13 protein-coding genes are annotated in these 22,397 nt (G+C 69.6%); 8 read left to right on the top strand and 5 right to left on the bottom strand.

From position 1 onward, the window contains the following. Window positions 1-4: 4 nt before the first annotated feature. A complete protein-coding gene (locus AC1DW3_RS26175) occupies window positions 5-2,485 on the bottom strand; it encodes a sensor histidine kinase (RefSeq protein ID WP_477936409.1) in 2,481 nt (826 codons plus the stop codon). On the opposite strand from AC1DW3_RS26175, the gene AC1DW3_RS26170 reads away from it, so the two are divergent. Continuing rightward, window positions 2,484-3,680 (top strand): vanadium-dependent haloperoxidase, encoded by a 1,197-nt coding sequence (locus AC1DW3_RS26170; RefSeq protein WP_477936407.1) that lies wholly within the window; start codon window positions 2,484-2,486, stop codon window positions 3,678-3,680. The genes AC1DW3_RS26175 and AC1DW3_RS26170 overlap by 2 nt on opposite strands. 7 nt (window positions 3,681-3,687) lie before the next feature. Here the strand turns inward: AC1DW3_RS26170 and AC1DW3_RS26165 are convergent, their stop codons facing one another. From AC1DW3_RS26165 to uvrA, 3 genes are all read right to left on the bottom strand, one after another. Then, window positions 3,688-6,348, bottom strand: a complete 2,661-nt coding sequence (locus AC1DW3_RS26165; protein WP_477936455.1) for a S9 family peptidase — start codon at window positions 6,346-6,348, stop codon at window positions 3,688-3,690. 301 nt (window positions 6,349-6,649) lie between these two features. Then, the gene (locus AC1DW3_RS26160) at window positions 6,650-7,045 is read right to left on the bottom strand and encodes a hypothetical protein (RefSeq protein WP_477936405.1); all 396 of its coding nucleotides are present in this window, start codon (window positions 7,043-7,045) and stop codon (window positions 6,650-6,652) included. A 106-nt stretch (window positions 7,046-7,151) separates the two neighbouring features. Next, window positions 7,152-12,779, bottom strand: coding sequence for an excinuclease ABC subunit UvrA (uvrA, locus tag AC1DW3_RS26155; protein WP_477936403.1), 5,628 nt, complete (start codon window positions 12,777-12,779; stop codon window positions 7,152-7,154). Between the two features lie 229 nt (window positions 12,780-13,008). Here uvrA and AC1DW3_RS26150 point away from each other — a divergent pair, with 229 nt between their 5' ends. Next, window positions 13,009-13,521 (top strand): response regulator, encoded by a 513-nt coding sequence (locus AC1DW3_RS26150; protein ID WP_477936401.1) that lies wholly within the window; start codon window positions 13,009-13,011, stop codon window positions 13,519-13,521. Window positions 13,522-13,767: 246 nt separating this feature from the next. Here AC1DW3_RS26150 and AC1DW3_RS26145 read toward each other — a convergent pair whose 3' ends face one another. Then, window positions 13,768-14,487: a response regulator gene (locus AC1DW3_RS26145; protein ID WP_477936399.1), complete on the bottom strand. Its 720-nt coding sequence runs from the start codon at window positions 14,485-14,487 to the stop codon at window positions 13,768-13,770. A gap of 131 nt (window positions 14,488-14,618) precedes the next feature. On the opposite strand from AC1DW3_RS26145, the gene AC1DW3_RS26140 reads away from it, so the two are divergent. The 6 genes from AC1DW3_RS26140 to AC1DW3_RS26115 all read left to right on the top strand — a co-directional run. After that, window positions 14,619-14,816: a hypothetical protein gene (locus AC1DW3_RS26140; RefSeq protein ID WP_477936397.1), complete on the top strand. Its 198-nt coding sequence runs from the start codon at window positions 14,619-14,621 to the stop codon at window positions 14,814-14,816. A 15-nt stretch (window positions 14,817-14,831) separates the two neighbouring features. Continuing rightward, entirely contained in the window at window positions 14,832-15,257 is a 426-nt protein-coding gene (locus tag AC1DW3_RS26135) for a globin family protein (protein WP_477936395.1), read from the top strand. A gap of 374 nt (window positions 15,258-15,631) precedes the next feature. Continuing rightward, entirely contained in the window at window positions 15,632-17,632 is a 2,001-nt protein-coding gene (locus tag AC1DW3_RS26130) for a hybrid sensor histidine kinase/response regulator (RefSeq protein WP_477936393.1), read from the top strand. A gap of 43 nt (window positions 17,633-17,675) precedes the next feature. Continuing rightward, window positions 17,676-18,626, top strand: coding sequence for a Bug family tripartite tricarboxylate transporter substrate binding protein (locus tag AC1DW3_RS26125; RefSeq protein ID WP_477936391.1), 951 nt, complete (start codon window positions 17,676-17,678; stop codon window positions 18,624-18,626). Window positions 18,627-18,632: 6 nt separating this feature from the next. Further along, window positions 18,633-20,138, top strand: coding sequence for a malonate--CoA ligase (locus tag AC1DW3_RS26120; RefSeq protein WP_477936389.1), 1,506 nt, complete (start codon window positions 18,633-18,635; stop codon window positions 20,136-20,138). A gap of 53 nt (window positions 20,139-20,191) precedes the next feature. After that, a partial coding sequence (locus tag AC1DW3_RS26115; RefSeq protein ID WP_477936387.1) for a PAS domain-containing protein occupies window positions 20,192-22,397 on the top strand: 2,206 nt, incomplete at its 3' end.

Raw genomic sequence — 22,397 nt, 5'->3', positions numbered from 1 at the left:
GCATCTAGTCGGCCTGCGGCAGGCTCAACCGCATCACGGTACCCAGCGGCCCGGTGCGCAGCAATTCGGCCGTGCCACCGTGCATGTCCATCACGCGGCGCACGATGTACAGGCCCAGGCCGTGGGCCGACTCGCCGACGCCGGCATGGCCGCTGCCGCGCGCGCCACGCGTGAACAGGCGTGGCAGCAGCTCGCGCGGAATGCCGGGGCCGGCATCGGCCACCTCGAACTGCAGCACGGCGGGTTCGTCGAAGTCGATGACGTGCAGCGTCACCGGGCTGACGCCGGGTGCGTACTTCAGCGCGTTGGACAGCAGGTTGCGCAGGGCCAGGCGCAGCAGGCTCATGTCCATCAGCGCGGTGCGCGTGGCGGTGTGGCGGTGCACGACGATGCGGTCGCGCTGCTCGCGCGGCAGGTCGGCAATCGTCACGGCGATCAGCGTGTCGATGTCGGTGTCCTCGCGGGCGACGCGCCCGCCACCGGCCAGCAGGCTGGCCGCGGCCAGGGTGTTGTCGACCCCGGCCAGCACCGTGCCCAGCACGGCCTGGGCGCGCGTCAGCCGCTCCTGCGCCTGGCGCTCGCCACGCCCGGCCAGGCTGGCGGCGGCGCCCTGCAGCGCGGCGCTGGCGTTGTTCAGCGGCTGGCGCACCTCGTGGGCCAGCACGTCCAGCATCTCGGAGCGCTCGTGCAGCAACTGGTCCAGCTCCTGCACATGGCGCTCGGTCTGGCGGCGCATGCGCTGCTCGTGGGCCAGTTCGGCGCGGCGCTGCAGGTCCTCGGTGATGTCGTCCACCAGCGCCAGCGCGCGCAGCGGCTGACCCGAGGCGGTGTATTCGGCCACCGCCGAGACCAGCACGTCGCGCAACCGGCCGTCGGCGCAGATCAGCTGCACGGGGCAGTCGCTGACATGCCCGTCGCGCCACATGGCGGGGCGGTAGATGTCGCGCACCTGCTGCGACGACTCGGGCGTCATGAAATCGTCCATGGCCCGGCCGATGACCTGCTGGCGCTTGTAGCCCAGGCGTTCCAGCCAGCGGTCGGACACGCTGAGCACGCGGCCGGCCGCGTCGACCGAATGCATCAGCGCCGGCGTCGACTCGTACAGCGCCCGCAGCCGCTGGCGGTTGTGCTCCAGCTCGACGGCAGCGCGGTGATGCTCGGTGACGTCCTGGAAGGCGCCCACCAGCCGCACCGGCACGCCGTCCTGCCAGTCCACCTGGCCCTGGGACAGCACCCAGATCTCGCGCCCCTTGGCCGTCACCAGCGGCAGCTCCAGGCTCCAGGCCTCGCCATGCTGCATGCCCCGCTGCACGGCGGCCTGGATGACGGTGCGCGCCTCGGGCTTGTAGTAGTTGATGGCCTCTTCCAGCGAAGGGACGTGGCCGGGCTCGAGGTCGTGGATGCGGCAGGTCTGGTCGCTCCAGACGATTTCCTCGGTCTGCAGGTCCAGGCTCCAGCCGCCGATGCCGGCGACGCGGCCGGTGCGGTCCAGCAGCACCTTGCTGTCGCGCAGCTCGCGCTCGGCGCTGATGCGGTCGGTCACGTCCTCCGTGATGCCGACAAAGCCGCGCAGCCCGCCGTCCGGCGCCAGCAGCGGCCGGGCCCGGGCCCAGACCTGGCGCACGCCGTGGCCGTTGCCGCCGCGTCGCAGCCGGTAGCGCATCTCGAAGGGCTGGCGCAGCTCGATGCAGCGCTGCCAGTGGTCGAGCACCGAGCTGCTGTCCTCGGTCGTCAGCGTCGCCGCCCAGCCTTCACCGAGGGCCGCGCGCGCCGACAGGCCGCAGATGCGCTGCCAGTTCGCATTCGTGAAGATGAAGTGCCCCGCCGCATCGGTGCGGAAGATGCCCAGCGGCGTCGTCTCGGCCAGCACGCGAAAAGGCTGCTCTGCCGCCTCGTCGCCGGCCAGCCCCAAGGCGCGCTCGCGCATCATCAGCGCTTCGGCGGCCGCGTCGGCCAGGCGGGTCAGCGCCTCGCGCTGGGCCTCGGTCAGCTCGCGCGGCTTGAAGTCGACGACGCACAGCGTGCCGGGGTGGCTGCCATCGTCCAGGCGGATGGGCACGCCGGCGTAGAAGCGCAGCGGCGGGCTGGCCAGCACGTCGGGATGCTCGACGAAACGCTCGTCCAGGCGCGCGTCGCACACCTCGAACAGGCCGTCGGCCAGCAGCGTGTGGGCACAGAAGGTCAAGGCCCGCGGCGTCTCGCTGCGGCCGAAGCCGACGGCGGCCTTGAACCATTGGCGGCGCTCGTCCAGCAGGCCGAGCAGGGCGACGGGCGTGCCGCAGATCTGCGCGGCCAGCGCGGTCAGGTGGTCGAACAGCGGCTCGGGCTCGCTGTCCATGACGGCCAGCGCCGCCAGGCGGGCGAGGCGGCGGTCTTCGTCGGGCGGTGGAGGCGGGGTCACCATGGCCGACAGCTTAGGGCAGGTCTTGCCGCGCCCGGTCGCACGGCGTAGCGTCGCCCCTTTGCTGCTCAGGGAGAAGTTCATGCTCAAGCTCACTGTCCTGCTGCTGGTCCTGCTGGCGTCTGCGGCACATGCCGACGTCGTCAGCGACTGGGCCGAAGCCACGCCCAAGGTGCTGCAGAAATCGCCGCGCGGCCAGGTCCAGCCGGCAACGCTGCTGACCGACCTGGCGATGTTCAACGCGCTGAATGCCATCACGCCGCGCTACCAGGCCTATGGCGCGGCACCGGTGCCCGTGCCCGACGCCTCGCCTGACGCCGCCGTCGCCTCCGCCGCGCGCGTCGTGCTCGGCAGCGTGCCGGGCGCCGACCAGGCCCTGCTCGACAAGACCTACGAGGCCTCGCTGAAGGCGGCCACCGATGCAACGGCCCGCGCCAAGGGCGTGGCCCTGGGCCGGCGCGTCGCGCTGGCGTTGCTGGCCCTGCGGGCCGACGACAGCCATGCCCGCGTCGAGCCACCCAAGGTCGAGGCTGCACCCGGCATCCATGTGCTGACGCCGGAATACAAGCAGGAGTCCGGCGTGGGGCTGGCCAGGCTCAAGCCCTTCGGCATCAAGGACGTCGCCGCCTACGACCCCGGCCCGCCGCCGGCCGTCGGCAGCGCCATCGCGCAACGCGACCTCGCCGAGGTCAAGGCCGTTGGCGGCCGGGTCAGCACGCAGCGCACAGGCGAGCAGTCGGTCATCGCGCTGTTCTGGAATTCCGGCGAGGGCGAGGACGCCGTGGCGATGCTCAAGACCCTGGCTGAGGCCAACAAGGCGACGCCGCTGGAATTCGCCCGCATGCTGGCGCTGATGGACATGGCCGACCTCGATACGCGCATCGTCTATGTCGGCCTGAAGACCAAGTACCGCCACTGGCGGCCCCACAACGCGCTGCGCGGCGCCTTTGCCGATGCCAGGCTGCGCGACGCGGCGTGGGAACCACTGATCCACACACCGCCCAACAGCGACTACCCCTCGGGCGGCGCCGCCGGCGGCGGCAATCTGCAGACGCTGCTGGCCAACTTCCGCGGCGGCAGCCAGGCGCCGCTGGTCTGGGTCAACTCGACCTTGTCGATGACGCGCAGCTGGGCCACGCCCGAGGCCATGGGCCAGGAGCTGGCCAACTCACGCGTCTGGAGCGGCGTGCACTTCCGCAACTCGATCGATGTGGGCTACCGCCTCGGCCAGAAGGTGGCCGAGGAAGTGCTGGCGACGCAGCTGCGGCCCTTGCCCTGACCTTGGATCAGGGAGCAGCGCGACCGAGGTTGCGCACCCAGAAGGCCTCGTACTTGCGGTGCCAGCCGGCCGGCTTGACGACGCCGCCCAGGGCATGGACGCCGTCCGGGTCGAGGAAGAGCTCGACGAGGGACTCCTTGCCCGAGTCCAGCAGCTCGCGGTAGACGTTGACGGTGTCCTGGTAGAGCACGTTCGGGTCCTGCATGCCGTGCACCAGCATCAGCGGCTTCTTGAGGCCCTTGGCCAGCGGCAGCAACGAGTATTTGCGCAGCACCGGCTTGGTCCGGTCGGTGGCCTTGCCGATGGTGCGGCCGCTGTACCAGCTGTTGTAGTTCTCCCATTCCGTCGGGCCGGCACCGGCGATGCCGGCAGCGAACACGTCGGGCCGGGTGTACATCGTGTACTGGGTCTGGAAGCCTCCGAAGCTCCAGCCGTTCAGGCCGATGCGGCGGGCGTCGACGCCGTATTGCGCGGGCAGCAGCTTGGCGAGGTCTTCCAGGTCCTCGGCCTGGGGTTCGCCGGCGCGCTCCCAGTTGGCATCGGAGAACTTGCGGCCATAGTTGCTGTGGCCACGCGGGTCCACGGCGACGGTCACATAGCCATGCTTGGCGGCCATGTACTGGCCGAACAGGTAGGCGGTGTTCTGGAAGCTGTCGACCTCGACGATGTGGCGGTCGTTCAGCGGGCCGCCGTAGACGTAGACGATGGCCGGGCGCTTGTCGCTGGCCTTCCAGCCGGCGGGCTTGAAGACATAGGCCTCGATGCGGTCGCCATGGCGGTTCGTGAAGTTGAAGCGCTCGGGCTGCAGCAGCTTGAGCTGGGCCCAGGCCTTGTCGCTGCTGTCGGTCAGCGTGCGCGGTGCCGCCTTGCCGTCGGCGGCCAGCAGCTTGAGCTCGGGGCGCTGGGCCCAGTTGCCGGCGTTGGCGGCCACCCAGCGGCCGTCCTCGGATGAGGCCGCGGCGCGGTGGAATTCACCGGCCGTGCCCACGGCCTGCGTGGCACCGCTGGCCAGGTCGACACGCAGCACATTCATGGCCGCCGTGTCGCCCTGGTTGGCCAGCACGAACATGGCCTTGCTGTCGGCCGTGAAGCCGACAACCTGGTGGGCCTCGAACTCGCCCTTGACCAGCGGGCGCAGCGCCTTGCTCGCCACGTCGATGGCATAGGGCTGGCGCCAGCCGCCTTCGTCCAGCGTCAGCACCAGCGTCTTGGCGTCCGGCGTGAAGCGCGGCTTGAGGACATTGACCACCTCGTGGCCGACATCGCCACGGCGCTCCAGCACCATCTCGGGTTTGGCGCTTTCCTCAGCATTGCCGAGGTAGACGCGCAGCAGCTCCTTGTCGCGCTCCCAGGTCGTGAAGGCATAGCGGCTGCCGTCGCGCGCCCAGGCCACGTCGCTCATCTCGAACCAGACGTCGCCGCCGGCGTTGGTGAACACCGGCTCGGCCTGCTTGCGCGGCGACGCGTCACCCGGCGGCACCTGGCGGATGTAGAGGGCCAGCGGCTTCTCGCTGCGCTTGTCGTCCGACACCTCGCGGTTGACCTTCTTGGCCGTGGCCCAGCGTTCGCTGTAATTCATGATCTCGACCTGCTTGGGCGGCGGGGCCGGCTTGTCGTCGGCCGTCTTCAGCGGCGCCCTGGCGAGCAGCGACATCCAGCGGCCATCCTCGCTGATGGCGGTCTGGTCGATCTTGTACTTCTTCTGCTGCTCATCGTCGCCATGGATGAGCTCGCGGTTGACGACCTGCACACCAGGCAGCTTGAAGCTGGTGCGCAGCACGCGGGTGTCGTCGTTGAACAGCACGCCGCTGTCGTCGCCCGTGTAGCCCACCAGGCGCAGCTCGCGCTGCGTCGCCACCAGCGGCAGCACGGCCGGCGCCTTGTCGTCGGCCTTCCAGCGGTAGAGGCCGCCGCGGTACTGGAAGACCAGTTCGTCGGCCTTGTGCGCCCAGGCGAACTGGGTCGGCCCGGGGTAGAGGTCGCTGGGCTTGAGCTTTTCGCGGGCCAGCTTCTTCTTCAGCTCGTCGCGCAGCTCCCAGACCTCCTTCTCCTTGTCGTCCTTCTTGTCGGCGGCGGAGGCGGCCGATGCCGGCGCAGCCGCAGGCACGGGCTTGCCGGCACGCTTGGCCGCCAGCGCGGCCATGGCCTGCTTCTCGGCCTCGGCCTCGGCCTTGTCGGCGGCCTTCTGGGCGTCGTCCTTGACCTTCTTCTCGGCCAGTTCCTTCTTCAGGATGGCCAGCTGGGCGTTCTCCCATTGCGACAGGTCGACCTTGTCGCCACGCAGATAGGCCTGCTGCGCGACCTCGCGAACCTGGCGCTCGGCGTATTCGGTGTTGCGCTGCTTGAGCTTCTTGTCGAAGCGCTCCATGTCCTCGGGCGACTCGAAGGCCGCCATGACCTGGGGCGAGGTGATGCGCGTCGTCTTGCCCGTCTTGGTGTCATGCACCCACAGGTCGGTGCCGGGCTCGCCGAAGGGGCTCCAGAGATAGGCCAGATAGCGGCCGCTGCGGCTGAAACTGGCTTCCTTGGCGTTCTCGCCACGGTAGGGCTCGGCGCGGAAGATCTGCTCGAGGGAGGCGACGGCGGCGGGCGCCGTCTGGGCCTGCAGCGGGGCTGCAGCCGACAGGGCAATGGCAAGGGCCAGGCTGCTCAGCGCAGCGACGGTCACGGGCTTCAAGGGGGTCTCCTGAATTGGCCCCCTAGGGTTAGGGGCGCTGAATTTTAGGGAAGGACCGCGTCCACTCCATTCGTCACGGCCCGCCCAGGCCCGCAGGGCCTCAGAGCCAGTGCATCAGAACGGCACCCAGGCCGGTTGCGCCGCTGGACGCACCGATCAGCCACACGTCGCGCCTCTCATTGCGGAGACGCCAGGCATGCAAGGCGGAACCAGCCAGAACGGTGGCGAGGAGGGTGAGGCAACCAGTCAGGGGTTCCATGAGGCAGGCAGATGAGAGTTGGGTGAGAGGCGATCAGCGCAGCGCCGCGACGGTTTGCGGTGCCGTGGACTGCCGGGACTTGCGCCACAGCGCGATCGCCAAGTGGATGGCCAGGCCGATGCCCAGCAGCAGCAAGGCGCCCAAGGCCCACACCACCCAGGCCAGCACGGTCACGCCGCCGGACAGCGACGGCAGCATGCCTGCGAGTGACTGCAACTGGGGCGTCAGCGTTTCCAGCGTGGACACCAGCCAATCCGCTACCGGCCCCGGCAACCAGGCGGTCAGCGACGCGGGCAGACTCCAGTCACCCGAGCCGATGCCGCCGGCATGCGTCAACATGGCCACCAGCAGCGCATGCCCGGCCATGACCAGCCCGGACCACAGGGCCAGCAACAGCAACACCAGCACCCACCCGACCAGAAACACCATGGCACGACCCTCGGTCAAAGAACCGCCGGAGTGTGTTCGGCCGGCCCTCGATGAGGAAGATGCTCAGCCCTCAGCCAAGCTTCTGCAAAACCGAAGTGACCCTATCTCAAGCCACACGAGAAAGCACGGGTTTCAGCGCCACGCCGGTATGGCTGCCGCTGGCCACCACCTGCTCCGGCGTCCCTTCGATGACGACACGACCACCGGCATCCCCGCCCTCCGGCCCCAGGTCCAGCACCCAGTCGGCCTCGGCAATCACATCCAGGTCATGCTCGATGACGACGACCGAATGCCCGCCCGCGACCAGGCGATGCAGCACGCGGATCAGCTTCTCCACGTCGGCCATGTGCAGGCCCACCGTCGGCTCGTCCAGCACATAGAGGGTGTGCGGCGCCTTCTGGCCGCGGCGGGTGACGTCGTCGCGCACCTTGACCAGCTCGGACACCAGCTTGATGCGCTGCGCCTCGCCGCCCGACAGCGTCGGTGACGGCTGGCCCAGCGTCAGATAGCCCAGGCCGACGTCCTTCAACAGCTGCAGCGGATGGGCGATCGAAGGCATGGAGGCGAAGAACTCGACGGCTTCGTCGACCTCCATGGCCAGCACATCGCCGATGCTCTTGCCGCGCCAGCTGACGCCCAGGGTCTCCGGGTTGAAGCGTTGGCCATGGCATTGGTCGCAGGGCACCTTCACGTCGGGCAGGAAGCTCATCTCGATGGTCTTCATGCCCTGGCCCTCACAACCGGGGCAGCGGCCCGCGCCGGTGTTGAAGCTGAAGCGCGCCGGCGCATAGCCGCGTGCCTTGGACTCCAGCGTCTCGGCGAACAGCTTGCGGATGGCGTCCCAGAAGCCGATATAGGTGGCCGGGCAGGAGCGCGGCGTCTTGCCGATGGGGGTCTGGTCGACCTCCAGCACGCGGTCGACCTGGGCATGGCCTTCGATGCCATCGCAGCCCGCCCACTTGGCCGGCGCCTTGCGCAGCGGCACGGCGACGGCCATATTGGCCAGCAGCACGTCGCGCGCCAGCGTGGACTTGCCGGAGCCGGACACGCCGGTCACGGCCACGAGGCGGTGCAGCGGCACGTCCACCGTCACGGCCTTGAGGTTGTGCAGTGCGGCGTTCAGCACGGTCAGCTTGGGCGCATCGGCCTCGATAGGCCGGCGCGCCTGCAGCGGGTGGATCAGCGGGTGGGCCAGCATGCGGCCCGTTGTCGATTCAGGCTCCAGTGCGAGCTGCGCCGCCGTGCCCTGGGCCACGACGCGGCCACCGCGTTTGCCGGCGCCGGGGCCGATGTCGATGATGTGGTCGGCGCGGCGGATGGTGTCCTCGTCGTGCTCGACGACGACCAGCGTATTGCCCTTGTCGCCGAGCGTGGCCAGCGCCTTCAGCAGGATCTGGTTGTCGCGCGGATGCAGGCCGATGGTGGGTTCGTCCAGCACATAGCAGACGCCCTGCAGATTGCTGCCGAGCTGGGCGGCCAGGCGAATCCGTTGCGCTTCGCCGCCCGACAGCGTCGGCGCCGCGCGGTCCAGCGTCAGATAGCCCAGGCCGACCTCCTGCAGGAACTCCAGCCGGCCGAGGATCTCGCTGACGACGTCACGCGCGATGTCGGCATCACGGCCGTGCAGGTGCAGGCCCTTCACCCAGTCGCGCGCCTCGCCGACGCTCCAGGCGGCGACTTCGCCGATGCCCTTGTCCTCGAACTCCACCGAGCGCGCCGTCGGGTTCAGGCGCGTGCCGTGGCAATCCGGGCAGACCGCGTCAGTCAGGCCCTCGACCTCGGCCTCCTCGGACGGGAAGCTCTGCTCGCGGCCGCGGTTGTCGTCGCTCTGCACGCTGTCGTCCAGCGCCTTGCGCTGCTCCCGCGTCAGCGCCAGGCCCGTGCCGACGCAGCCCTTGCACCAGCCATGCTTGGAGTTGTAGGAGAACAGCCGCGGGTCCAGCTCGGGGTAGCTGGTGCCACAGACGGGGCAGGCACGCTTGGTGGAGAACACCTTGACGCTGCCGACACCGGCGCCGGTCGAGCCGGCTTCGACGCTGAGGCCGTCCAGGGGCGCCAGCAGATGCAGCACGCCCTTGCCGATGTCCAGCGCCTTGGCCAGCAGCTCGCGCAACTCGGCCTCGCGCTCGGGCTCGATGACGAGGTCGCCGACCGGCAGCTCCAGCGTGTGCTCCTTGAAGCGGTCGATGCGCGGCCAGGGCGAGGTGGGCAGGAACTCGCCGTCCACGCGCAGATGGGTGTGGCCACGGCCCTTGGCCCATTTGGCGAGGTCGGTGTAGACGCCCTTGCGTGCCACCACCAGCGGCGCCAGCAGGCCGACATGCTGGCCACGGTAGTCGCGCATCAGCTGGGCGGCGATGGACTCGACGCTCTGCGGCCGCACCGGCGCGCCGTCGTTGATGCAATGCTGCACGCCCAGCTTCACGTAGAGCAGGCGCAGGAAATGCCAGACCTCGGTCGTCGTCGCGACCGTGCTCTTGCGGCCGCCGCGACTCAGGCGCTGTTCGATGGCGACGGTGGGCGGGATGCCCCAGACCGCATCCACCTCGGGCCGGCCGGCCGGCTGCACGATGGAGCGGGCATAGGCGTTCAGCGATTCGAGATAGCGGCGCTGGCCCTCGTTGAACAGGATGTCGAAGGCCAGCGTCGACTTGCCGGAGCCGCTGACGCCGGTGACGACGTTGAACTTGCCGCGCGGGATGTCGACGCTCAGGCCCTTGAGGTTGTGCTCGCGGGCGTTGACGATCTTGATGGCCTCGTCGGTCTGGCGGCGGGCGCGAATGATGGACTGCAGCGCCCTGCCCCCCTCTTCCACGACGGTGGCAGGGCGGTCCATGTGCAGCGCGTAGTCGCGCAGCGCCGCGGCGGTGTGCGAACTGGCGTGCTTGGTGATCTCTTCGGGCGTGCCGACGCAGACGACTTCGCCGCCCGCCTCGCCGCCTTCGGGGCCGAGGTCGATGAGCCAGTCGGCCGCGCGGATGACGTCGAGGTTGTGCTCGATGACCAGCAGCGAGTGGCCGGCCGTCAGCAGCTTGCGCAGGGCGCGCATCAGCTTGGCGATGTCGTCGAAGTGCAGGCCGGTCGTCGGCTCGTCGAACAGGAAGAGCGTGCCCTTCTTGGCCACGCCAAAGCGCGGTGAAGCCGCCGCCTCGGCGAGGAAGCCGGCGAGCTTCAAGCGCTGGGCTTCGCCGCCCGACAGCGTCGGCACCGGCTGGCCCAGGCGCACATACTCCAGGCCCACGTCGACGATGGGCTGCAGCTTGGCCAGCACCGCGCGATGCTCGCTGAACAGGTTCACGGCCTCGGCGACCGTCAGCTCCAGCACGTCGGAGACGCTGAGGTCGCGGTCCTTCAGCGCCAGCTTGACGTCCAGCATCTCGGCACGAAAGCGCTTGCCGTCGCAGTCCGGGCAGCGCAGATAGACGTCGCTGAGGAACTGCATCTCCACATGCTCGAAGCCCGAGCCGCCGCAGGTCGGGCAGCGGCCGTCGCCGGCGTTGAAGCTGAACATGCCGGCCGTGTAGCTGCGCTCGATGGCCAGCGGCGCGACGGCGAACAACTTGCGGATCTCGTCGAATGCGCCGACATAGCTGGCCGGGTTGGACCGCGCCGTCTTGCCGATGGGCGACTGGTCGACGAAGACCGCGTCGGCGAGGAAGTCCGCGCCCAGCAGCCGCTCGTGCACGCCGGGCGTCTCGGTGGCCTTGCCGAACTGGCGGGCCAGGGCCGGGTAGAGCACGTCCTGCATCAGCGTGCTCTTGCCCGAGCCACTCACGCCCGTCACGACGACCATGCGCTGAAACGGGAACTCGACGGACACGTCCTTCAGGTTGTGCTCGCGCACGCCTTCGAGGATGAGCTTGGGCGTGGACTCGTCCACCAGCCGCTTCAGCCCCATGCCGACATGCTTGCGCCCGCCCAGGTAGGCGCCTGTCAGCGTGTCGGCCGAGCGGATGCTGTCGGGCGTGCCGTCGAAGACGATCTGGCCGCCGCGCTCGCCGGGGCCGGGGCCCATGTCGATGAGGCGGTCGGCCGCCAGCATGACGGCGGGGTCATGCTCGACGACCACCAGCGTGTTGCCGGCATCGCGCAGCCGCTGCATGGCCTGCACGATGCGGCCCATGTCGCGCGGGTGCAGGCCGATGCTGGGCTCGTCCAGCACGAACAGCGTGTTGACCAGCGAGGTGCCCAACGCCGTCGTCAGGTTGATGCGCTGCACCTCGCCGCCGGACAGCGTGCGGCTCTGGCGGTCCAGCGTCAGATAGCCCAGGCCGACGTCGCAGAGGTAGCGACTGCGGTGGCGGATCTCGTCCAGCAGCAGCTTCAGCGCCTCGTCCAGCATGGTGCTGGGCAATTGCAGGCCGTCGACGAAGTCGCGCAGGCGCTGGATGGGCAGCTGCATCAGGTCGTGCAGGGCCAGGCCCGGCATTGCCTCCAGCTGCTCACGCGACCAATCGACGCCGACGGGCAGGAAGCGTTGCGCCGCCGGCAGCGCGGCGTCGGCCAATGGCTTGGCGCCGACACGCCACAGCAGCGCCTCGGTCTTCAGCCGTGCGCCGCGGCAGGCCGGGCATTCCGTGTAGCTGCGGTATTTGGACAAGAGCACGCGGATGTGCATCTTGTAAGCCTTGCTCTCGAGGTAGTCGAAGAAGCGCTTGACCCCGTACCACTGCTTGTTCCAGTTGCCGTTCCAGTTCGGCGTGCCGTTGATGACCCATTCGCGGTGGGCCGGGCTCAATTCCTTCCACGGCGTGTCGCGCGGAATGCCGGCCTCGCCGGCGTACTTCAGCAGGTCGTCCTGGCAGTCCTTCCAGGCCGGCGTCTGCATGGGCTTGATGACACCGTTGCGCAGCGTCTTGCGGTCGTCGGGAATGACGAGGCCGAGGTCGACACCGATGACGCGCCCGAAGCCGCGGCAGCTGTCGCAGGCGCCGAAGGCCGAGTTGAAGGAAAACAGCGCCGGCTGCGGGTCGGCATAGCGGATGTCGCTTTCGGGACAGTGCAGGCCGGTCGAGAACCGCCAGAGTGTTGCGCCATCGTCACCAACGTGAACATTCACCCGGCCCGCACCGCGCTTCAAACTCAGCTCGATGGCCTCCATCGCGCGCTGCTTGTCGGTGCCCCGGATGCGGAAGCGGTCGGCGACCACGTCCAACACTTTTTTACCCTCGACCTCGCGCTCCCCCTGGACGCGCGTGAAGCCGCTTGCCGACAGCCATTGCTGCACCTGCTCGGCCGAGGTGTTGCCGGGCAGCTCCACGGGGAAAGTGAGCACCATCCTGGGGTCGCCAGCCTCCTCGCCACGCGCCATCAGCTCCACATAAATGCTCTGCGCCGTGTCATGCCTGACCGGCAGCGCCGTCTTGCGGTCAAACAGCTCCGCCGCGCGTGCAAAAAGCAGCTTCAGGTGGTCATTCAGCTCCGTCATGGTGCCAACCGTGGAGCGGCTGGTGCGCACCGGGTTGGTCTGGTCGATGGCGATGGCAGGGGGAACGCCGTCCACTTTGTCGACGGCGGGGCGGTCCATGCGGTCCAGGAACTGGCGCGCATAGGCCGAAAAGGTTTCCACATAGCGCCGCTGGCCCTCGGCATAGAGGGTGTCGAACACCAGGCTGGACTTGCCCGAGCCGCTGGGCCCGGTGACGACGGTCAGCTCCGCGGTATGCAGATCGAGGTCGAGATTCTTGAGGTTGTGCTGCCGAGCGCCTCGGATGCGGATCAGACCGTCAGACATTGATGGGGAGCGCCAAAACGACAAAGGCGAGCAGTGTAGGGACGCGCCTGGCTGAAAACTGTCAGCACGCGCGACCGACAGGCGGTCGATTCAGGCGACATCGACGGCCAAATTCGCACCGTATTCGTGGGGGCAAGCGGTTGCGCGGCGGCGCCGGCTGAGGCAACAATGGCCCACGGCCTTTCGAGGGCCGCATAAGAAAAGAACAAGCTGACACAAGGACATGGGGATGGACAAGTCGAGGTTGCCCGAGCCAGCGCTGGCGTTGGTTCCGTTCTGGCTCAACGCCGCCACCGGAGGTGCGGGTGTTGACGCGCCGGAGCCCGACGAGGGCGGTGCCGCCCCGAGCCAACGACAAGCCCAGGTCCTGCTCGTCGAGGACAACCACATCAACCAGGTCGTCGCGCTGGAATTCCTGGCGCTGATGGGCGTTCAGGCCCGCCTGGCCAAGAACGGCCTCGAAGCGCTGGCCGCCTGCGCCGAATCCGCACCCGACCTCGTGCTGATGGACATCCAGATGCCCGGCATGGACGGCCTGGAATGCGCCCGCCGCATCCGCACCCAGCAGCGCGAAGGCAAGCTGCCCGCCTTCCCCATCCTGGCCCTGACGGCCCATGCGCTGGACGCCGACGTGGCTGCCAGCCTCGAGGCCGGCATGGACGAGCACCTGACCAAGCCGCTGGACTTCGTCGCGCTGCGCACGCGCTTGCAGCGTTGGCTCAAGCTGCCCACAGCAAACTGAGGCCCCTCGTCCAGTTCGCCTGCTGAACGCGGCGAAGCTGGTCGGTCTTGCAGACCGCGCTGCGGCAGTGCCGCAGCTCTTCGGCAGGCACATCACGCCCACTGGGCGTAATGTGTCCGGCCTCAGCCCCCTGGGGGACGGCGATGCTCGCGGCATTGAGCCGCAAGCACATCGCCCTGGCGGGCCGGCTAGGGGCGGCCCGGCGCTCGGCCCGGCTTGCCGGATCGACCGGCAAGCATCGCCAATTCAAACAGCCGGCACGTAGACGTAGCCGACGTTTCTCACCGTCTTGATGACCTCCGGCTTGTCGGGGTTGCGCTCCACCTTGCGGCGCAGGCGCATGACGCGCAGGTCGATGCTGCGGTCGAAGACGTCCCAGCCGCGGTTGTGCGCCTGTTCCATGATCTGGTCGCGGTTCAGCGGGCGGTTGGGGTGGCGGGTGAACAGGGCCAGCAGGTCGAATTCGGCGGCGGTGATGTCGATCTCCTCGCCGTCCGTGCCGAAGAGCTTGCGCTGGGCCATGTCGAGCTCGCACAGGCCGAAGGCGACACGCTCCGGGTCGCCGGGCGCCGGCAGGGGCGCCGCCGTCACCTGCAGGCGGCGCAGCACGGCGCGCACGCGGGCCAGCAGTTCGCGCAGCTCGAAGGGCTTGGCGATGTAGTCGTCCGCGCCCACCTCCAGGCCCACGATGCGGTCGATGGCCTCACCGGCCGTCGTCAGCATCAGCACGGCCAGGCGCGGGTGGCTCTCGCGCAGCGCCCGGGCCAGGGACAGGCCGTTCTCGCCCGGCATGTTGATGTCGAGCACCGCAACGTCGGGCACGCGTTCAGCGACGCGCAGGCGCGCCTCGGCTGCGTTCTCGGCCTGCATGACCTCGAAGCCGTTGCGGCCGAAGTACTCGGCCAGCAGGGCGCGCAGTTCGGGCTCGTCGTCGACGAGCAGCACGGTGGGGGTGACGTCTGGCATGGCGACGAATGATAGGCAGGACCGCCCGGCACGGCACGGGGCTGAAACAAACGCAACACAGGCGCGCCAGCGTGAAGCGGGTTTGAAACCGGCGCTGCCGACAGTAGCGACACACCAACCGGAAGACCCCCATGCACTACCGCAGCGACAACCCCCACACCGACTGGCCCGAGACCATGCTGGTCGGCTACCGCAGCGAAGCCTTCGCCGAAGACCTCGAGCACAGCCCCCAGCCCGCGCCCCGCTGGAATCTGCTGGAGCGTCTCGTCATGGCCCTGCCGCTGCTGTGCGTGTTCGCCCCCGTCGCCGACGCCTACCTCATCCACTGAACCGAGACCGCCGCCATGACCCCGCAGCAAATCGACCTGATCCGCAGCAGCTTCGCGCCGCTCAAGCCGCTGGCGCCCACCGTGGCCGAGGCCTTCTATGCCCAGCTGTTTGCCCGTGACCCCGCACTGCGCGCGCTGTTCCGCGGCGGCGACATGGGCGAGCAGGGTGCGCGGCTGATGCAGATGATCGGCGCCGCCATCGACCTGCTGGACCGTCCCGCCTCCCTGAACCCCGTGCTGCTCAAGCTCGGCCAGCGCCATGCCGGCTACGGCGTCGTCGAGGCGCACTACGCCAGCGTCGGCGCCGCGCTGCTCGACACCCTGGCCGCGGGCCTGGGCGACGGTTTCACGGCCGAGGTGCGCGAAGCCTGGACGGCGATGTACGGCCATGTCGCGCGCACCATGCAAGAGGGTGCTGCTACCGAGGTGCTGGCCGCCTGAGCCCCGCGCGGCCGCCCGAAGGGGCTCAACTCCCGCTCGGCGGGACAGCGCGCAGCGCGATGGGTGCAACAGTGCTTCCTTATCATCGGCCGCGTATGGGGCCTGTTAACGCTACGGCAACGGGCCGCGTTGTGACCAGAACGGCCGCGAGCAAGGCGCAAACCGCAGCCGGGTTGAACACCCGGCGAGGATTTGCAACGCTGCGCGCGACCGTTCTGGCCACAACCCTTCGGGACGGCCATGCGCCTGGGGCGACTCGGCGTTGCATCGCTGGCCCGCACACGAGTGCGGGCGGCGCGCTGCGCCTGGATTCGCCCCAGGCGCATGGCCGTCGCGGCCCATTGCCGCAGCGTTAACAGGCCCCAGCTCGCCGCATGACAGAGACCTTGCATTTCCATCCCACGCCGGACGCAGGCGTGGGCGAACTCGGCAGCGTGCTCAAGGCCACGCTGCCGCTGCTGTCCCAACTGCTGGAAGCGGTGCCGGCGCGCGTCGTCGTCATCGACGTCGGCGAACGCTTCGTCTGGGCCAACCACGAGTTCTTCAAGTTCACCGGCCTGCATGCGAAGCAGGTGCTGGGCCAGCCCATCGGCCGCATCCTCGGTGAGGCCGCCTACGCCAGCTACAGCGCGGTGCGCGAGCGCCTGGCCACGGGCCAGACCGTCGCCTGGGAGGGTTGGACCGAGCTCGCCGGCGTGGGCCGGCGCTATATGCGCGAGCACCTCGTGCCGGTGGACGTGCGCGAAGGCGTGCCCCAGTCGACCGTGGCCATCAGCCTGGACCTGACCGAACTCAAGATCCGCGACGCCGAACTGTCGGCCAAGGTCGCCGAACTGCAGGCCAGCGAGGCCCTCAAGTCTTCGATCTTCGACCATGCGATGGCGGCCCTGGTGTCCACCGACGCGAGCGGCCACATCGTCGAGTTCAACCCCGCTGCCGCTGCGATGTTCGGCCTCGCCCGCGACGCGGCCCTGGGTCGCCCGGTCTCCGAGGTCATGATCCCGGCGCGACTGCGCGCCGCCCACGAGGCCGGCATGGCCCGCGTCACGGCCGGCGGTGAACAGCGCATCATCGGCAAGCGCATCGAGATGCAGGCCCAGCGCGCCAACGGCGACGAGTTCCCGGTCGAGATGGTGCTGTGGCGCACCGACGTCGCCGGCCAGGCCTTCTACACGGCGTCGCTGTTCGACCTGTCCGAGCGCCAGACGGCCCTCAGCGAGATCGAGCGCCAGCGCGAGGCGCTGCGCCAGAGCGAGAAGCTGACCGCCATGGGCAGCCTGCTGGCCGGCGTGGCCCACGAGCTGAACAACCCGCTGTCCATCGTCATGGGGCGTGCGGCGCTGCTGGCCGAGAAGATGAGCGGCGACCCCCGGGCTGCCGATGCCCAGCGCATCCACGAGGCCGCCGAGCGCTGCGGCCGCATCGTGCGCACCTTCCTGAACATGGCGCGCAGCCGGCCGGCCAACCGCAGCGAGGTGGCGCTGAACGACCTCGCCACCGCCGCCGTCGACATGCTGGGCTATGTGCTGCGCAGCCACGGCATCGCCGTCACGCTGGACCTGCTGCCCGGCCTGCCGCCCGTCAAGGCCGACGCCGACCAGATCGGCCAGATCGTGCTCAACCTCATCGTCAACGCCCAGCAGGCCCTGGGCGCGCGCGACAACGGCCGCCGCCTGACCGTCTCCACCGGCGTCGCACCTATGACCGACGGTGACCGCCGCCGCACGCCGCGCGTCTGGCTGCGCGTGCGCGACAACGGCCCCGGCATCGAGTCCGAGCTGCGCGAGCGCATCTTCGAACCCTTCTTCACGACCAAGAGCGAGGGCGTGGGCACGGGCCTGGGCCTGGCCGTGTCCCGCTCCATCGCGCGCGACCACGGCGGCGAGCTGACGATGCAGGACGACGGCGACTTCGGCGCAGGCGCCTGCTTCTGCCTGCAGATGCCCGTCAGCGGCGAGCCCGAGCCCAGCGAGACCGAACCCGTGCCCCTGCCGGAGACGGATGAATGCAGCGCCCGCCTGCTCGTCGTCGACGACGAGGCCGAGATCGCCGAGCTGATCGGCGAGATGCTGTCCGGCGCCGGCTACGAGGTCATGACGGCGGAGTCCGGCGCCGTCGCACTGGCCATGCTGGCCGAGGCGCGCTTCGACGCCATCGTCAGCGACCTGCACATGCCCGACATCGACGGCGCCCAGCTCTGGCGCGAGGTCAAGGCCCTGCACCCGGCGCTGGCGCGACGCATGCTGTTCGTCACCGGCGACACGCTGTCACCCATCGCCCGCCAGTTCCTCAGCGAGGCGCGCTGCGACAGCCTCAACAAGCCCTTCTCCAAGCAGGAGCTGCTGGCGCGCATCACGGCGCTGCTGCAACCCTGAGCCTTGCCCATAATCCCGGCACAACACTGACGGAGACGAGCCGATGAAGCGACGCATGCTGCTGCCTGCGCTGGTGAGCCCCTGGCTCGTGCAGGCCCAGGGCAACAAGCCCTACACCTGGATCGTTCCCTTCCCCGCCGGGGGCGGCACCGATGCCTTCGCGCGGCCGCTGACCGCGCTGCTGACCCGGCAGCTGGGCCGCCAGGTCATCATCGACAACAAGGGCGGTGCCGGCGGCACGGTGGGCGCGGGCATCGCGGCCAAGCTGGCGCCGGACGGCAGCAATTTCTTCATGGGCGCCGTGCACCACACCATCGCACCGTCCATGTACCCCCGGCTGGACTACCGGCTGGAAGAGGACTTCATCCCCGTCGCCCTGCTGGCCAGCGTGCCCCAGGTCATCGTCGTGCACCCGGGCCAGGTGCCCGTCAGCGACCTCAAGGGCCTGCTCGCCACCGTGCGCGCCAAGCCCGGCAAGCTGAACTACGGCTCGGCCGGCAACGGCACCTCCCACCACCTGGCCGGCGAGCTGTTCAAGCTGCAGACCAAGACCTTCATCACCCACATCCCCTACCGCGGTGCCGGCCCGGCCCTGCAGGACCTGATCGCCGGCCAGGTGGACCTGATGTTCGACGGCCTGGGCTCGTCGGCCACCCACATCAAGAGCGGCCGCATCAAGGCGCTGGCCGTGGCCGGCAAGCAGCGCGCCGTCGGCTTCCCCGATGTACCGACCGCCGCCGAGGCCGGCGTGCCGGGCTATGAGGTGTCGACCTGGTATGGCCTGTGGGCCCCCAAGGGCACGTCCAAGGAAGCGATCAGCGCCATGCAGGCGGAGCTGAAGCGCGCCTTCGCGACGGACGACATCCGCAACATCTGGCACGGCCTGGGCGCCGAGACGCCCAATCTCTACGGCGACGCCTTCGGGCAGTTCGTCAGCGCCGAGGTCAAGCGCTGGGCGGAGGTCGTCAAGCGCTCCGGCGCCAAGATGGACTGAGCGCCGATGAATCTCTACTCGGCCCTGCGCGCCGGCTTCCCGGCGGATCTCGACTCGACCGCCATCGACAACGATGGCCTGCTCTACAGCTGGCGTGACCTCGACACCGGCAGCGCCATGCTGGCCAACTGGCTGGGCCAGCTCGCCCTGCCCGCCGGCAGCCGCGTTGCCGTGCACACCGACAAGAGCGTCGAGGCGCTCATGTTCTACCTCGCCGTGCTGCGCGCCGGCTTCGTCTATCTGCCGCTGAACCCGGCCTATCACGCGGCCGAGCTCGAGCATTTCATCAGCGATGCCGCGCCCGGCGCCGTCATCTGCGCGGGCAGGAACTTCGGCTGGGTCAGCAAGCTGGCCTTCCAGCGCGGCGTGCGCTGGGTCTTCACGTTGAACGATGACCGCACGGGCACGCTGCTGGACCGCGCCGCGCAGATGCCGCTGGCCCACGAAACCGTCGAACGCGCCGACGGCGACCTCGCCGCCATCCTCTACACCAGCGGCACGACCGGACGCAGCAAGGGCGCCATGCTCAGCCACGGCAATCTGCTGAGCAACGCGCAGACGCTCCAAACCTTCTGGGATTGGAAGCCCGACGACGTGCTGCTGCACGCCCTGCCCATCTTCCACGTGCACGGCCTCTTCGTCGCCTCGCATGGGGCACTGCTGAACGGCAGCAAGATGCTGTGGTTCAACAAGTTCGAGGCCGGCCCGGTGGCGCGCCGCCTGCCCGAGGCCACCGTCTTCATGGGCGTGCCCACGCTCTATGTGCGGCTGCTGCAGGAGAAGCGGCTCGACACGAAGAACATCCGCCTCTTCATCAGCGGCTCGGCGCCGCTGCTCATCGAGACCTGGCGCGACTGGCAGGCCCGCACGGGTCACCTGATCCTGGAGCGCTACGGCATGAGCGAGACGCTGATGCTGACCTCCAACCCCTGCCGGCCCRCAGACGGTGAACGCATCGGCGGCACCGTCGGCCCGGCCCTGCCCGGCGTCGGCCTGCGCATCGTCAACGACGACGGCGAAGCCTGCGCGGCGGACGAGATCGGCCATGTGCAGGTGCGCGGGCCCAATGTCTTCAGCGGCTATTGGCAGATGCCCGAGAAGACGGCCGAGGAGTTCACGGCGGACGGCTGGTTCAAGACCGGCGACGTCGGCCGCGTCGGCGCGAACGGCTATCTGACGCTGATCGGCCGCAGCAAGGACCTCATCATCAGCGGCGGCTTCAACGTCTACCCGGCCGAGATCGAGGGCTTCCTGAACGAGTTGCCGGGCGTGGGGGAATCGGCCGTCATCGGCGTTCCCCATGCGGACTTCGGCGAGGCGGTCGTCGCCGTCATCACGCCGGCCGGCCAGCCCGACCCCGAGGCGCTGATCCAGGCGCTGAAGGCCCGCATCGCAGGCTTCAAGGTGCCCAAGCGCATCCTGGTCGTGCCGGAACTGCCGCGCAATGCCATGGGCAAGGTGCAGAAGAAGCTGCTGCGCGAACAGCACGCCGGGCTGTTCTGCGCGAAATAGCACCGCACGCGGATGGGCCTGCGGCGCAAAATGCCCCGCAACCCCTGCCCCCGATGAGCGACGCCACCCCGCCCGCCGAGCCGCTGCGCCAGGCACGCCGCCGCCGCTGGCGCGAGCGCGCGCTGCTGCTGGCACCCGCCCTGGCCTTCGGCTCCGTCGTGCTGACGATCTGGGTCGTGGTGGGCTGGTACGCCATCGAGAAACCGCGCGAACTGCTGGCCCGGCAGCGCCAGGAACTCGCCACCGGCGTGCGCGCCGTCGCGATGCAGACCGAGCCGGTGCTGCGCCAGGCCGAGAGCGCGCTGCGCGTCGTCGACCTGTGGCTGCTGACGCGGCGCGGCGACCGCCCCCAGGCCGACGCCATGCTGCGCCAGTTCGTCGACAGCGTGCGCAGCGGCTCGCGCCAGATGGTCGACATCGTCCTCGTCTCGCCCACCGGCAAGGTGCGGCGGCTGCAGGCCGGCAGCGAGGATGACGACGCCAGCATCGCCGGCACCGCGGCCTTCGGCGAGATCGCCGGCCTCGTGCCCGAGGGCATCTCGCTGGGCCTGCCGCTGCGCCTGGGTGGCCGCATCGACGACGGCCGGCTGCGCCTGCCGCTGCTGATGCGCCTGTCGCGGCCGCTGGACGACTATGAGTTCGTCGTGGCCACCATCGACCTGCAGCGCCTGCACGACGCCCAGGGCCTGTTCGTGCCGCTGCCGCCCGCCTCCCTCGTCATGCTGCGCGCCGACGGCCTGACCCTGTCGCGCTGGCCCGAGATACCGGGCTTTGTCGGGCGCAACATCTTCGAGCAGTTCCCGGCGGCCCGCCGCGACCTCACCGGTGACGAAGGCTTCTACGCCAGCAGCGGCGCGGCCACCGACGGCCGGCCCCGCATCGGCGCCTTCGTCAGCCTGTCCGACTACGGCCTCAAGCTGCTGCTGTCTGGCACCGAGGAGGACGCGCTCCTGCCTTTCTGGCGCCAGCGCACCCTGTTGCTGGCCCTGGCGGCCATGGCCACCCTGGGCCTGGTGCTGCTGGCGCGCTGGCTGGGCCAGCTGCAGCGCGCCGCGCGGCTGCGCGAGGCCACGCTGCAGGCCACCAGCAATGCCATGCCGCTGGGCTTGTTCCGCACCGACGAGACCGGCCGCATCGTCTATGTGAACGACAGCTATCTGCGCGTGCACGGCCTCAAGCGCGAGGACATCGAATGGGGCTGGACCACGCTGGTGCAACCCGAGCAGCGCGACATGCTGATCCAGCGCTGGAAGCACCAGATGGCCACCGGCGAGCCCATCGACATGGTGCGCAAGATGAAGCGCGGCGACGATGGCCGCATCCGCTGGATCGCGGTGCGCACGGCGCCGCTCTATTTCGATGGCCAGGTGGCCGGCCAGGCGGGCACTGTCGAGGACGTGACCGAGCGCGGCGAGCAGGAGAAGGCGCGCCAGACGCTGACCGCCATCTTCGACATGACGCCCGACTTCGTCTGCCAGGCCCGCGAGCATGGCCAGGTCACCTATCTGAACCCGGCGGCACGGGCCTATCTGGGCATGGCGGCGGACGCGCCGCTGGCCGACGCCCACATCGCCGACTACTTCTCGGCCGAGCAGCTCGACCTCTACGAAAAGCTGGTCCTGCCCGAAGCCATGCGCGAAGGCCATTGGCGCGGCCGCATCAGCCTGCAGATGGGTGATGCGCGGGTGCCCATGGACTGTCTCATCATCATGCACCGCGATGTGCGCGGCCGCGTCGAGACGGTCTCGGTCATCCTGCGCGACATGTCCGAGCAGCTGCGCGCCCAGCGCGAGCGCGAGCGCAGCGAGGCCATGCTGCTGGCCGTCGCGCACACGGCGCGGGCCCAGTTCCTCGTCGGCGATACCGAGGGCCGCGTGATCTTCTTCAATGCCGCCTTCGAGGAGCAGCACCGCGTCGAACTCAAGGACTGGGTCGGCCGGCCGCTGGCCGATCTGTTCGGCGCGCAGCACTACGCAGCCCGCGCGCCGCTGATCGCCAGCGCCCTGGCCGGCGAAACGCGCCGGCTGGATCTCGTCGACCCCTGCGAGCGCGACGGCCACAGCTTCGACGTGCAGTACGCGCCGCTGCGCGTGCAGAGCGGCAAGATCGAAGGCCTGATCGCGATCGAGGTCGATGTGACCGAGGCCAGGCGCGAGGAGGCGCGGCTGCGCCTGGCCTCGCAGACCGATGCGTTGACCCAGCTGCTCAACCGCGCCGGTTTCGAGGCGGGCGCGCGCCAGCTGCTGGCCGACGCCGACG

The sequence above is a fragment of the Roseateles sp. P2_H4 genome (assembly GCF_056403315.1).
This window is presented reverse-complemented; position numbering and strand designations above follow the sequence as displayed.